This window comes from Mesotoga sp. UBA5825 (assembly GCF_002432955.1).
GTDB lineage: Bacteria > Thermotogota > Thermotogae > Petrotogales > Kosmotogaceae > Mesotoga.
In genome coordinates, this window is record NZ_DJHG01000095.1 from 1 (window position 1) to 13,468 (window position 13,468).

Sequence of the window (13,468 nt, forward strand, 5' to 3'; positions counted from 1 at the left end):
CGGATAGCCTTCTTATTAGAATTGACGTGAGAGACAAGAACAGACCAGCAGATCTATTCATACCAGACGGCATCGCGGAGGTAGGAAGCGAGTATTCTTTATACCTTAGAGAGTTCGCGAGCGATCCAGATGGCGATAATCTTGAATTCAGGCTTTTGTCGGGACCTGGCGAAGTAGTTGAAGGGAGGTATTCATTCATTCCCACCAGAAAAGATATCGGAAAGAATGAGGTCCTCCTGGAAGTCATGGACGAAAAGGGAATGAAAACAGAGAATCGATTCACAGTTATGGTTGAAACCTCAGAAAAGGTAACGATAATCTCATATGCACTTCGCTCAGTTGATAGTGATTTGGTAAGAATCGTTGCTGGTCAGCACGAGATTCTGTCTCAGGAAAGACAGTCAGTAGTTAAAACAGACTGGATCTTCAACTTCAATGAGATTCACTTCTTCGCGGTCAACGAATCGGGAGATACTTTAATCGGTACTGCGGTATTTGATGATGTTGATTCTCAACTCAACAGAAAGATATACTCTCCTGCAGGCGATTACATGGGAAATATCATTCTAGTGACCGAATAGAAATCCCGATATTTCACCAATACTAGCCCCTCTTTCCGGAGGGGTTTTTCACTTCTCTCTATACCCCCAAGGTGTATGGTCTTGTAAAGCTCATTTGAAGATCCATAACGAGATCATGCGTCGATCTAAGCGAGGCACAGTAGTTCATGTGTTATAATTTATCGTTATTTGTGCACAGACTCATGTTTCTTGAGTGCGAAGCTGGCTTACTCGTATGATTAATATCATTGATACTTCGTGTTCCTCTAGGATAAGTGTAGGTTCATGGTTAATGTTGAGTAGTCCAGTTGTTCGGGAATCTGGTTTTTTGTGATCTTCTCGATTTAGAAGAGAAGTGTTCTAGTGTAACCAAATCCAAATGTAAGGAGTGGTGAATTTGCATAGTCCTAAATACCTCACAAGTGTTGACAAAATCGAGGGCCTTAGTGAAGAACGGATAAGAGAAATGAGAAGGGTTACGGAAGTCTATCCCTTTAGGGCCAACGACTATTATCTGGGACTTATTGACTGGAAGGATCCTCACGACCCAATAAAGAGGATAATCGTTCCCGATCTTGAAGAACTCGACGAGTGGGGGGATTTGGATGCTTCTCAGGAGCACAAGTATGCTGTAGCCCCTGGAACGGAACACAAGTATACGGATACTGCTTTGCTCCTTGTTTCGAAGGTCTGTGGAAGCTTTTGCAGGTTCTGCTTTAGAAAGAGACTCTTTTCGACAGACAACAAAGAGATAGTGAATGACGTCAGGCCAGGAATAGAGTATATTAGGAAACACAGAGAGATTACAAATGTTCTTCTCACAGGAGGAGATTCACTAATACTATCCACAGAAAAACTCGGTGACATTGTGAGACAGCTAAGAGAAATAGATCACGTGGGCATAATAAGGTTCGGGAGTAAAATGGTTGCATTCAATCCTTATAGGATAATAAACGATCCCGATCTGCCAGAAATGATCAGTAAGTACAGTACTCCACAGAAGAGAATCTATATAATGTCCCACTTTAACCACCCGAGAGAACTGACAGATCAAGCGGTAAAGGGCCTAAACATTTTGAGGGATGCCGGAGCGGTAATATGCAACCAAACACCTATGATAAGTGGAGTGAACGACAGCGTTGAGGTCATGTCAGATCTATTCAAGAAGCTCTCGTTTATTGGGATTCCCCCTTATTATGTGTTCCAGTGCAGACCTACAAAAGGCAATCACACCTACGCAGTCCCTGCCGAAAGAGGTTACGAAATCTTCAAGAAGTCAATAGACAGTGTCTCGGGCCTTGCCAAGAGAGCTCGATTTGTTATGTCACATGCAACGGGAAAGATTGAATATGTAGGTCTTGATGAAAACAAAATATATATGAAGTACCATAGAGCCGCAGATCCCAGAAGATACGATCTCTTTATGGCTTTCGATAGAAATCCTGATGCCTATTGGCTGGAAGACTACGTAGATCCAGATACTCTTGTTTAAGAAGGACGGCACACACCGTCCCTCATATCCACTCCGTTCTGGCTAGCGTCAGAAGCTTTTCACGCTTACTTATTCTATGAAGGCCCTCAACGAAACTACTTTTATTTTGAAATACCCCGTCCACAAGAACCTCATCCTCTTTTCTAGATTCATGCCGGTACTCAATAGTAAGTCTTCGAAGTGTCTTGCCATCAAATTCTTCCGGAATCGCTTCCATAAGCCATTTAACATACGATACGTTATTCGAATGACCATTAGTGTCTAGATCTGACTTTCGAACTCTCAGAGTAGTCATTTCTCCCTTTGACTCAAACTCAGAGATCTTAGGGAAAGAAAGTGGTCGGTGAAAACCCTCGTCAATACCATATCTTCTGTAGAGCTCTTCTCCAATTCGAACAGGTCTTCGTCGATTCTGATCGATCAAGATCCACTGCGAATTTGCCTCAACAATACGTTGCCCTGAATTGTCGAATATCTCGAAACGCCTATAAGCATAGAACCTATCCATTGAATGCGGGGTAGTCCTGACAACCACGCTCTCCATGAAATCTGGATACCTGCTAACTGCAATATCCCAACGAAGCAGAAGCCAGGCATATTCGCCCTTACTCATAACCTCCACGCCGTGGCCGATCTCAACTGTCTGAAGAGTGACTATGTCGTTAAAATAATCCATAATAGCAGAAATTGAGGCCTTCCAATCGTTCTTCAGCTCGTAGTATCTCACTTTGTAAACCTCTTCGGTTACTATTGGTTTCAAGTTCTACCTCCATAGATTTGTCTTTTTCTCTCATAATGCTATGCTCTACTCATGTGTAGACGCTGTTGATTGTCGCAGGTTCAGGTACTGGTATGAATATAATAGCATTCTGCGGGATCGACTGCGCTCAGTGCGACACATACAGAGCCACTCTAGCCAACGATGATTCAATGAGAAGGGAAACGGCAAGTAGATGGTCAAAAGATTTCGGATTCGACCTCAGCTTCATGGATATCAACTGCAGCGGTTGCCACGGTGATGTGCATTTCAGACGCACGATGGTTGCCCTTTCAAGATCTGTTGTGAAAAAAGGGCTATTTCAAATTGTGGAGAATGCGATCGCTACCCTTGCGAGACACTTGACAGGTTTCTAAGAACTCTACCCGGCGCAAGAAGCAGGCTAGATAAGGTACACAGAGAACATTTCAAGAACAGTGAAGAGCAGGTACGATATGAAGGCTTTGCCGGAACCGCGATTATTCTTTTTCTCGAGAATATCTTTCTTCTAGTGTAACATCTATCTACTGCATGTTGCAGTGTCCATTTCTATAAGCACCTATATAGTGTAGCTACAGCCATTGATTTCAGACAGCGCTATGTTAAAATCTCGAACGGGTATTAAGCAATAAGTAATTCATCCTGCATAGTGTTGCCCTATTAACACAAAGTGATATTAACAAAAACAAACTAGAATAATTATAGTTTATAACCCCCCTATCCCCCTTAGATAGGAACCCCATATAGTCCGGATCATTAGATCCGGCTTTTTTTCAATATCATGATTTTGGTTTATAATTGTTTTCATAACAAACCTTTGGAGGTGCTGTCGTGAAGCTGATCGATATTAGAAGTGATACAGTTACAGTTCCAGGAGAGGAAATGCGCAGGATGATGGCCAACGCCGAAGTAGGAGACGATGTTTACGGAGACGACCCGACAGTAAACAAGCTTGAAGAGATCGCAGCAAGTATTCTCAAAAAGGAGGCCTCTCTCTTTGTACCCTCCGGAACTTTTGGAAATCAGCTCTCAATTCTTACTCACACGCTCAGGGGTGATGAAGTAATAATCCCGGCCTCAAATCATATAATAGTTCACGAAGCGGGTGCTTCTGCGGTCATAGCGGGCGTTCAAATGAGAACCCTTGATTGTGACGATGGGATGCCCTCTGTGGAGAGAATAAGGAAAGCGATCAGATCAGAAGACCTTCATTATCCAAGAACCGGCCTCATTTGCCTTGAAAACGCGCACTCAAGCGGTATTACACTCCCTCTAAAGTATATGAGTGAAGTCTACGAATTGGCAAGAGCGAGAAATGTCCCCCTCCATCTAGACGGAGCGAGGATTTTCAACGCTGCAATTGCCTCTGGGGTTAGCCCGGCAGAAATCGCCGCAAATTCCGATTCGGTAATGTTCTGCCTATCGAAAGGACTTGGGGCGCCGATTGGTTCAATGCTAGCCGGGACCAAGGAGTTCATTGCCAAAGCAAGAAAGGGAAGAAAGATTATGGGAGGAGCGATGCGCCAGGTCGGAATCATCGCGGCAGCAGGAATATACGCTCTAGAAGGGATGACAGATCGTCTTTCAATCGACCATTGTAATGCGAAGTATCTAGCCGAAGGCCTTTCGAAGATCCCGAATGTGGATGTTTTCAATGAAAGGCTGGATATAAACATGGTCTTCTTCAGAATCACGAAGAAAGTCAGTTCACAACCTATAGTAGAAACACTGCTGGATAAAGGTATTAAGATAAATCCCCCAGAAGGTGGAGAGTGGCGCTTTGTGACGAATCTGAATGTCTCGCGTGATGATATCGACAGAGTCCTGATAGAATTCGAATCTGCTCTCAATACTGCCTTAGCAAACTAGGCAAATCCTCCAAACTTTCGATTCTGGGTGCGTAATCAAAATAAGACTTTGAGCGATCAATAAGTATACCCTTTATCCCAGCTCCGGCGGCTCCAAGCATGTCGACCTGTATGCTGTCGCCAATGAACAAAACCTCGTTCCGGGCAAGTTTCAACATTAGAAGAACCTCGTTGAAAATCACTTCTGAAGGCTTATATGATCTTGCCGTTTCGGAAGTCAATAGCACATGATGAGGGATTCTATTTCTCTCAACCACTTTTCTGACAAAGACGTCATCGGCATTCGTCAGAATTGCGACTTTATAGTCCTTGCAGATCCTCTTCAAGACCCTTGAATCGGGATAAGCCGGCAGTTCTGAAAAAGAATCATACATGTAATTACAGTATGATTCCATATCTCCCGGTAACTTGTACTTGTCGATGAGATCCGCTATAAGGAGATAGTAGTAGTATCTCTCAGGTTGAAACGGCATCTTATGACAGTCATTGAAGTACCTTCTGTATAGACTGACAAAGTCTCTTTCTATCTCTTCCGATTGAACTTCAACGTCTTCTGCCATCTTCGAGCAAATTGGTCTGAAAAGCCTTCTATTACTTACAATAGTGCCGAACAGATCGAAAATGATCCCTCTAATCATACGCTCTCCATTGCCCTCTTCTGGATTTAGTCTATTCAATTCTGTATAATACTAATGCAATTCTATCATCTTCAAATACGGTTCTGCGAAGATGGCAGGCTTCATCCGAGCTACCGGAGGTGGCAGACATGTCTAGAGAAATGAGAATTATCTGGCTTCACAACCGCCTGTCAACCAACGACAAAGCCTCCATGAAAGAGTATACTCAGAAGTTCGGAATCTCAAGCCGGCAGGCATTAAGGGACTTCAGATACTTGAGAATAAACCTGGGAGCACCACTCAAGTACTCTAGAAAAAGAGGGAAATACTTCTACTCTGAGTCTTACCGCCTTCCTTCTCTCTTCGAAGACAGCATGAAATCACAGATGATAGCTGAGGATCGGGTGAGCTTCACTTTACTGAAAGCAGTCGAGCGGAAGAAAGCGGTGAGGCTAGTTCTTAGAGGGGGAAGTGAATTCTTATTCCATCCTGCTTGCTTTGACCAGAGGCACGAGGTATTCTACGGAATACACGAAGATGGACATCTATGTATCATAAGGACCGACACAGTTGAGACAGCAAGAGTCTCCAGCATACACTACGTTGAGGAGCCAATGCTGTGGAACAGAGTGATTCCCCGCGAGGCTGAATTCAAAGAGGTTACCTTTGAACTTGACAGTAAGCTTCAAACTTATCGCTTCTTCCAATTTGGGGATCTGATAATGTTTATTGCTTCAAATGAAGCGATAAGGATCGTTGCACCGGATGATGTGATTGATAGGCTAAGAGTAGTTACCAATATTCTGGAAAAGGTATTGAGTGATTGATATGAGGATTATGTCATTTCGTCAATTTTGATTGCTGCAACTGCACTTTCAGGAGTCACAATAAATGCTTTTCTCCAAGCACACGCTCTTCCTTCAACCCTCCAAGAAGCAAACTCACATGTTGTAGATACACCCTCGCAAGGACTGATAGAGATTGAAACAATTCGATTCGATTCCGTTTTATGACAGGATATTCAGTGGCAGAACCACCTAATGATTATTAGACCGCCCAGCGTGAAATCTAATGTTGCGGTAGTATTCATCACAGGGAATTTCAAGTATTCTCAGGAAGAACTCTCCCTATTTAGATTGCTGGCACTTCAAAACCGAACATATGTTGCAGTCCTATTCGATATTCCAAACCAACCCCTCTTTGGTGGCATTAGGGAGGATTGGTTATTGAGTTACTCATTCTCCTAATGCATTGAGACCGGTGACTACAGTTGGCCCGCTCTCTTACCTGTGGTTCAATCGACCATCATTTCCATGAGTCTCCTAGATAACTATGCCAGGAATAACGGAGACACTGTAGACGGCTTCATCTTGACAGGCGGGTCTAAACGGGGATGGACTTGCTGGCTCACCGCTGCCATGGATAAGAGAGTTACAGGAATCGTTCCCATCACGTTTGATAATCTGAATGTCGCTGCAAAATGGAACATCAGCTCGAGTTCTGGGGAAGCTTTAGTACCTCAATAAGAGAATATGTTGAAAGTGGAATCCTAGATGGTTTAGATGATCCGACAAAGAGAGATTTGCTTGAGTACATAGATCCCTTCACCTATCGTTCTGAACTGGATATCCCGAAACTCATTGTTGTTGGAACTAACGATCCCTACTGGCCAATAGACGCTTCAAGGATGTACATAGACGAACTATCAGGCTATTCTTCCATGGTTTACGCTGCGAACGCAGGACATGAATACGAAGTCTTTACGGTAACCCAAGCAATCAGTTCGATGATCCATAATCTCAGTACGGGAGAAATTCTCTCTTCATTGAACATTTCAGAAGAACGATCCGGGAGTTCCACAAAGTTCATCCCGACAGTCGAGAGAGGGGACTCAGAGCTGAAGGAACTAAGAATCTTGACATCTTCTTCTCCTGAAGGCCACTTCAAAAGATCAGAGTTTGACTTCAAGGTTATCGAAGATAACCAGGCAACTGAATTCTCGTTTGAACAACCGACAGTCTATTACGTTGAGGGTGTTTTCACTTTTGGTGGTAAGGGGCTTCTTATTTCAACGCATGCGAGAGTATTGGGCAAATAACTTGACCAGTGCAGCCAAAAGAAGTATAATCGATTAGATAAGCATCTAATCGTTAAGGGGGTTTTTGGTGAGCACTCTTTGCCCAAGTCGAGAAATCCACGTCGACAAAGAGAGATACAGAAAGTCTGCGGAAGAAGTCTCAGGTCTTTCGGAGCTTTTTAGGGTTATTTCCGATGAGACCAGAACAAAGATCGTCTTCCTCCTTTCAAACGCCGACCTATGCACATGTGATCTTGCAGAAATTCTTGGATTAACATTACCAACAATCTCTCATCATCTCAAGCTACTTAGGTCATTCAGACTCGTAACGAGTAGAAGAGAAGGGAAATCAGTCCTATACTCTTTAGGCGACTATCACGTTATTGATCTGATAAAGATCGCAAAAGAGCACTTTGACGAATTGGTTGAGGTTGAGTCGGATGAAGAAGTACAGAATTGAAGGTCTAGATTGCCCTAAATGCGCAGTCAAAATTGAAGACCGGCTTGAACGATCAGGGATTAATGCAAAGATTAATTTCTCTTCTGCAACTGTTGTTATATATGGTGAGAATAATCACTCACTGGACGAACTGAATGAGATAATAAAGAAACAAGATCCAGAACTCTCACTGCTAGAACACTCCAAGATTGTGAGAGACTTTCCCGTTGTGGAACTGACAAGACTGATTGTTTCAACAGCTCTGCTTCTAATTGCGATCGCTTTGTCCACAATTCTTCACGGAGACAGAGAGTTTCTCGAATATGGTCTGTTTGTGATTGCTTATCTCGTCGCCGGTGGCAATACTATCTTGAGGGCCCTGAAGAACCTCCTGAGGGGAGACTTTTTCGATGAGAATTTCCTGATGACTGTGGCGACCCTGGGTGCATTTCTGATTCACGAACTGCCAGAGGCAGTGGCAGTAATGATCTTCTACGGTCTTGGCGAGCTTCTGGAATCGCTGGCTTTGCAGAAGTCTAGGAGATCGGTGAAAGAACTCATTGATTTTCGAGCTGATGAAGTTGTTCAAATGGTAGATGGAGTGTTGAAGACAGTACCTGCAAGAGAGATTAGGCCCGGCGACAGATTCATTGTGAGAGTTGGTGACAGGATCCCTATCGATGGAGTAATAGACTCAGGAAGTACTTCACTCGACAAATCGCTTCTTACGGGAGAAAGCGATCCTGTTTTGGTCGGTGAAGGAGACGCTGTTATCGCAGGAACACTCAATAAGTCCGGTGTGATAGAAGTTGTAGCTTCAGCTACTCTTGAGAAGTCATATACAAGCAGAATGCTTGAATTGGTAGAAGAAGGAACTCTGAGAAAGTCGAACAAGGAGCGTTTCATCACAAGATTCTCAAGAATCTATACTCCGTTTGTTATATTGATTGCAGCATCTGTCGCCATCTTCCCGCCTTTGCTTTTTGGAGGTACGATATCTGAGTGGCTTCACAGAGCGCTAATACTCCTTGTAATCTCATGTCCATGCGCTCTGGTAATATCCGTGCCATTAAGCTACTTCATAGGAATCGGAAAGGCTTCGAGAGAGGGAATACTCTTCAAAGGAAGCAACTATCTTGAGTCTCTAGGAAAAGTAGACTCGATCTTTTTTGACAAGACGGGGACACTTACTAAAGGAAAACCGGAAATCACTAGGATGGAAAAAGTGGGCCAATACAGTGAAAGAGAGTTGCTGGAATATGCAGCTCTTATTGAGAGCTATTCTACTCATCCTATTGCAGATCGTTTCGTTAGGTTGGTCTCTGAGATTCCCAGTTACAAGAGCGTTTCCAACTACTCAGAGATAGCTGGGAAGGGCGTCAAAGCCGAAGTCGACGGCAAGGAAATCAGTATAGGCAACTATCGCCTCCTAGAGGATCTTGGAATCGAGTACAAGGGAGACAATGGATCCAACAAGCTGTTTATGGTAATAGATAGCAGCATTGAGGGAGTGTTTGAGTTGTCAGATGCTCTTAAGGACGATTCGTCAGAAGCCCTGGCTAGATTGAGAAAACTTGGGATCAAGGAGATAGTGATGCTTACCGGTGACCACTACGATGCCGCGGCCTCTGTGTCCACCAGCCTTGAGCTTGATGGTTTCGTTTTTGGAGCAACCCCCGAGGAAAAAATGAACATTGTGGAATCGGCTTTGAGAAGAGGAAAACATGCAGCTTTCGTTGGCGATGGCATAAACGACGCTCCGGTAATCGCTAGAGCTGACGTAGGGATCGCTATCGGAAATTCTGGAGCAGATGCAACGATAGAGACGGCAGACGTAGTTCTCTCAAGTGACTCCCTCACAAAAGTCGCGAGAGCGATAGAGCTTTCAAGACTGACAAATAGCATAGCTATCCAAAACATCGTAATCTCTTTGGGAATAAAAATCCTTTTCATCTGCCTTGGCGCTCTGGGTCTCTTGAACATGTGGGGGGCTGTATTCGCAGATGTTGGAGTAACTCTCGTAGCTGTTATGAACTCACTAAGACTACTTAGAGAATGAACGAGAAGAACCTTTTCTTTTCTCAATCCGATGTCTGCAGGAAGTCAAAGTTTCAGAACGAAGCAACAACTAGTCGCTAACTCATGATCACTCTGTATTTGTCTCCGGCAGCTTTTTCTATCGAAACCTTCGAGAAGAACTCAAGCGCAGTGATATATGCATGTGAAAGCACAATCCCAAGATCTATCCAGTGGCCCCCTCCAATCACGTTGCCTTTTGTCCAGATGTATAGATCGCCATTCTGAACGTTGAATCTCCAGGGTTGCCTATTCATCGAAGAAGGGGCAAGTCTGCATGATTCCAATATTTGAAGCAACCTCTCATCTTTGGGCAACGGTCCCTCGACAAGAGATTTCAACTCCTTCCTTCTCCCCATTCCGGTAAGGACATCGTTTAAGGTTACCTTCCCTGAATCTTCCTTACCAAGGATAATCCCTGCAGGAGAGCCTTCCTCTCTAATCCCGGCATTCCAGCAACTGCCTAATCCCATCTTGGTCACTTCCAGAACAATGATTTCTCCCTGGAATCCGTATTCCACAAGGCAGTTCGGCCTTTCGGGACACGGTGCAAATATAACACCCGATCCTTTGTTTAGATCTCTAAGGGTCCATTTCAGGTGCAAAGAATGAAGAGTGGGAAGCTCCCTGAAGAAGTTCATTAGCCTTTCCTTCTCCTCAGCAGACAGGTCGTAACTGAGGAACTTCCTCGTTGAATGCCTCATTCTTATTGTCTCAATAATCATGTGCACCTTCGCAAAAACTACTCACCCGAAATCTTCAACCCCTCTATTGCTATCGAGATCGGTCCATAGTAATCTCCGTCCAGTTCTGTCTCTTTCGACAGATAGATTGAATCAAGTTCTCTTAGATTACCGGTTACTGAACCTCCCGACACCGCGATTCTCTCCGAACCATCGAAATACCAGCCTAATCTTATCTCTCCTCCGAAATCACCCGTTGTTTCATCAACGTCAACTGCCGAAAAATTACTAACCTCCAGATGATCGACTTTTCGCATCTCGTCAATGCTGAGACTGCCACGACCAACCGAGAAGTTCATAACAGCACCTGTTGGTTCGATTCCCAGGTAGTGGGAATATTTGATGTCACCCCAGTAATCCTTCAAGATCCCATTTTCGAGAACCGTCCTTTTCTCAATGAGAAAACCATCATTGTCAACAGGAAGGCTGAAGTATGAACCTTCAAGTTCCGGTACGACTTCAAGCGTTATCTTATCTCCCGATTCTCCTGACTGAACAGAGTCTCCAGGTTCAGCTTCGGATATCCTGTCATACTTAAGACGTGCATTTGCCTGTTTCAAATAGTATCTCATTACCTCTTTCGCCGGCTCTCCCGTAAGTACTACCGGTATCCTGTCTAAAGTTGGCGTAGGAACAGCATTAGCCCTTTCACAGACCATAAGAAGTAGCCTGGAAATCCTTTCCCTTATACGTTCAACATCGGGAAGCGCAAGGAGAAACTGATCGTACAGCTCAACTTCTTCTCTGCCAGAAGAACTTACAATGCTTTCGATGTATGTTCTATATTTTGAAAAAGTCACATCGAGACCTTCAGAGTTGAGAATGTGGTACCCGTTTCTCGTCACAAAAATCTCAACAGAATTCAACCATGAATTGGACGGTTTTTCATTGTAAAAGATTGCTCCAATCGCGTCTCTTGAAAGATCGTGAAGGTCATGTTCGGCTGTTTCGAATCTCCGTGAAAATCTCGGTGCCATTGGATACCAGGGATTCTTAACGAACCCTGCAGCAAAAAAGGCCTCCTGTATTGACTGGACGATTTCCTCAACCGTTGTTCCCGGGTTTACGGTAACCGTCGAGCTTCCCCTGTATTTCTTTTCGCCCTCTTCAAAATCACGGTAGACAGTTACTTCATACTTCTTTACCTTTTTCGCCCTTCCAAGATCTGCCTTGTTCCCTACAAAGAAATACTCTTCACTCTCAATATTCTCTTCCCTTATTCTCCATGCATCTACTGAATTTGCTTCAAGGTTCTTTACAATCGTCTCTATCATTATCCCAACCTCGCTTTTGCCTTAATATACGGTCCGCCCGCAGAGACTTTAGCGAACTCCTTGTGACCTTTACCGCAGGCTCCCGTTCCTGAGAGCTTGAAATCTCCAGATACCATGGAAATCGACTTCAGCAATGAAGGTACATATCCTGTCATCATTACTGGAGATACTATGCGACCTGTAAACTGGCCTTTATTGATCTCGCGTCCGTAGGCTATGACACACTGAATCCCCCAGTTTTTGGGATCCTCCATTCCACTGTAATAGTCCTCAAGAAGAAAACCATAATCTATTGATTCGATCATATCTTTTAGATCATCTTTTCCCGGAGAGAAATATGTGTTCGTCATGCGTGCATATGCTTTTCTCTCAAACGATTCCCTCTTACCGTTGCCGGTCGGCTCAGTTCCAAGAACAGATGCAGAAATCAAATCTGAAATTCCCCTCTTGAGAATTCCCTTTTCTATTATCACCGTGTCCTTTGCCAGACTGCCTTCATCATCAAAAGCGTAAGATGAAACCTCTCTTACACCGGCCGCTCCGTCATGCATCGTGACTAACTCAGACGCAACCTGCTTTCCCAGATACTCGACGGCCTTTGCCCTCCCCTTCACAAACATGTCCATTTCGACTCCGTGTCCGAAAGCTTCGTGAGCAATCAGTCCCGCAACATCGGGCGAGCAAATTACATCGTACTCACCTGGATCTATTCTCTCGGCCGAGAGCAGAAGTCGAGCATTCTCGACGACTTTTCCGACGAACGCTTCCATCTCGTCTAGAACCTCCAGACCCTTCAGTCCCGAAAAACCTTTCATACTATACTTGGTCTTCTTGTTTCTTCTGGCAACGACGTACAAATAACCTTGAGACCAGATGTAGGATTGTGAGAGCTCCTTCCTGGAAGAAATGAAGAGCTTACTCACTTGCACGTTTTCCATGAGGGCCATTACGTTTATCACTTCATTGGAGAGTTCGTGAGCCCTATCCTTAAAAGAAGAAAGTCTATCGATTATCTCTCCTGCCGAAAGAGAACCCGGAAGAATTACAACTTCGTCATTGAAACAGAGTTTTGATTCCTCTTCTTCGAACATCGATACTTCTGAAGCGTCTAGACTTTTCTCATTCATACTTTTCCTGAACGCAGAAAGCTTTCTCTTGACATACTTGACAATTTCCTCAACTGATTGATTCCCCATTTGATTAAACGAGAATTCAAAGTAACCTCTTCCATCATGAATCCTGAGCACGAACCCTCTTTCGGACCATCTCGAATCGTTGACGCTAATCCCAGTTGTCATCACCTGGTACTGTTTACCCCTGACATCCGTGCCGAGAACTGAAACGTAAGGAAAGTCACGTTCCAGAGAACGCAAAAGTTTTTTCATCAAGTCCCGTTTATCGTTTAGATATCTTGAATCTTCTACCTTCATCTAGAACCTCCTAATGCAATGGTATTTTGTTCATCACTAAGCAAGCCTTCTCCGAAGAGTAGACTCTAGGATTTCCAAGCAGGTTTCTTATGACAAATTATACTATAATTTATCAAGGATTGAAATAAATGAATT

Annotated in this window: 12 protein-coding genes and 2 pseudogenes; 9 read left to right on the forward strand and 5 right to left on the reverse strand. The window is 44.0% G+C overall.

Translation table 11 applies throughout. From position 1 onward, the window contains the following. Nucleotides 1–581 (forward strand): annotated as a pseudogene (locus tag B3N33_RS09420) (hypothetical protein); the annotation flags it as partial. A 376-nt stretch (nt 582–957) separates the two neighbouring features. Next, a complete protein-coding gene (locus B3N33_RS09425) occupies nt 958–2,052 on the forward strand; it encodes a KamA family radical SAM protein (RefSeq protein ID WP_349682160.1) in 1,095 nt (364 codons plus the stop codon). A 22-nt stretch (nt 2,053–2,074) separates the two neighbouring features. Here the strand turns inward: B3N33_RS09425 and B3N33_RS09430 are convergent, their stop codons facing one another. Then, entirely contained in the window at nt 2,075–2,812 is a 738-nt protein-coding gene (locus B3N33_RS09430) for an acyl-[acyl-carrier-protein] thioesterase (RefSeq protein WP_214079574.1), read from the reverse strand. Nucleotides 2,813–2,904: 92 nt separating this feature from the next. Here B3N33_RS09430 and B3N33_RS09435 point away from each other — a divergent pair, with 92 nt between their 5' ends. The 3 genes from B3N33_RS09435 (at nt 2,905) to ltaE (ending at nt 4,678) form a co-directional block, all read left to right on the forward strand. Further along, nucleotides 2,905–3,186, forward strand: coding sequence for a DUF3795 domain-containing protein (locus B3N33_RS09435; protein ID WP_292593147.1), 282 nt, complete (start codon nt 2,905–2,907; stop codon nt 3,184–3,186). Further along, nucleotides 3,129–3,326, forward strand: a complete 198-nt coding sequence (locus B3N33_RS13065) for a hypothetical protein (RefSeq protein ID WP_414674207.1) — start codon at nt 3,129–3,131, stop codon at nt 3,324–3,326. Before B3N33_RS09435 ends, B3N33_RS13065 begins: the two co-directional genes overlap by 58 nt. Before the next feature lie 314 nt (nt 3,327–3,640). Beyond that, nucleotides 3,641–4,678, forward strand: a complete 1,038-nt coding sequence (ltaE, locus tag B3N33_RS09440) for a low-specificity L-threonine aldolase (RefSeq protein ID WP_214078566.1) — start codon at nt 3,641–3,643, stop codon at nt 4,676–4,678. On the opposite strand, the gene B3N33_RS09445 is transcribed toward ltaE, so the two are convergent. After that, complete coding sequence (locus B3N33_RS09445; RefSeq protein WP_214061482.1) at nt 4,656–5,315, reverse strand: HAD family hydrolase; 660 nt, start codon at nt 5,313–5,315, stop codon at nt 4,656–4,658. The two genes, ltaE and B3N33_RS09445, sit on opposite strands and share 23 nt — an antisense overlap. Nucleotides 5,316–5,443: 128 nt before the next feature. On the opposite strand from B3N33_RS09445, the gene B3N33_RS09450 reads away from it, so the two are divergent. The 4 genes and pseudogenes from B3N33_RS09450 to B3N33_RS09465 all read left to right on the forward strand — a co-directional run bounded on the left by B3N33_RS09450 (nt 5,444) and on the right by B3N33_RS09465 (nt 9,869). Then, nucleotides 5,444–6,121 (forward strand): hypothetical protein, encoded by a 678-nt coding sequence (locus B3N33_RS09450; protein ID WP_292593149.1) that lies wholly within the window; start codon nt 5,444–5,446, stop codon nt 6,119–6,121. A gap of 213 nt (nt 6,122–6,334) precedes the next feature. Then, a pseudogene (locus B3N33_RS09455) lies at nt 6,335–7,392 on the forward strand (PhoPQ-activated protein PqaA family protein). A 67-nt stretch (nt 7,393–7,459) separates the two neighbouring features. Next, entirely contained in the window at nt 7,460–7,831 is a 372-nt protein-coding gene (locus B3N33_RS09460; protein ID WP_214078562.1) for an ArsR/SmtB family transcription factor, read from the forward strand. Next, on the forward strand, nt 7,812–9,869 hold the full coding sequence (locus B3N33_RS09465; protein WP_292593152.1) for a heavy metal translocating P-type ATPase: 2,058 nt from the start codon (nt 7,812–7,814) through the stop codon (nt 9,867–9,869). Before B3N33_RS09460 ends, B3N33_RS09465 begins: the two co-directional genes overlap by 20 nt. A gap of 76 nt (nt 9,870–9,945) precedes the next feature. On the opposite strand, the gene B3N33_RS09470 is transcribed toward B3N33_RS09465, so the two are convergent. From B3N33_RS09470 to B3N33_RS09480, 3 genes are read right to left on the reverse strand one after another with little or no spacing between them, the layout of a single operon-like run. Next, nucleotides 9,946–10,611, reverse strand: coding sequence for a nitroreductase family protein (locus tag B3N33_RS09470; protein ID WP_292593154.1), 666 nt, complete (start codon nt 10,609–10,611; stop codon nt 9,946–9,948). Between the two features lie 17 nt (nt 10,612–10,628). Beyond that, a complete protein-coding gene (locus B3N33_RS09475) occupies nt 10,629–11,903 on the reverse strand; it encodes a metallopeptidase TldD-related protein (RefSeq protein WP_292593156.1) in 1,275 nt (424 codons plus the stop codon). After that, entirely contained in the window at nt 11,903–13,333 is a 1,431-nt protein-coding gene (locus B3N33_RS09480) for a TldD/PmbA family protein (RefSeq protein WP_214060114.1), read from the reverse strand. Before B3N33_RS09480 ends, B3N33_RS09475 begins: the two co-directional genes overlap by 1 nt. Nucleotides 13,334–13,468 lie beyond the last annotated feature (135 nt).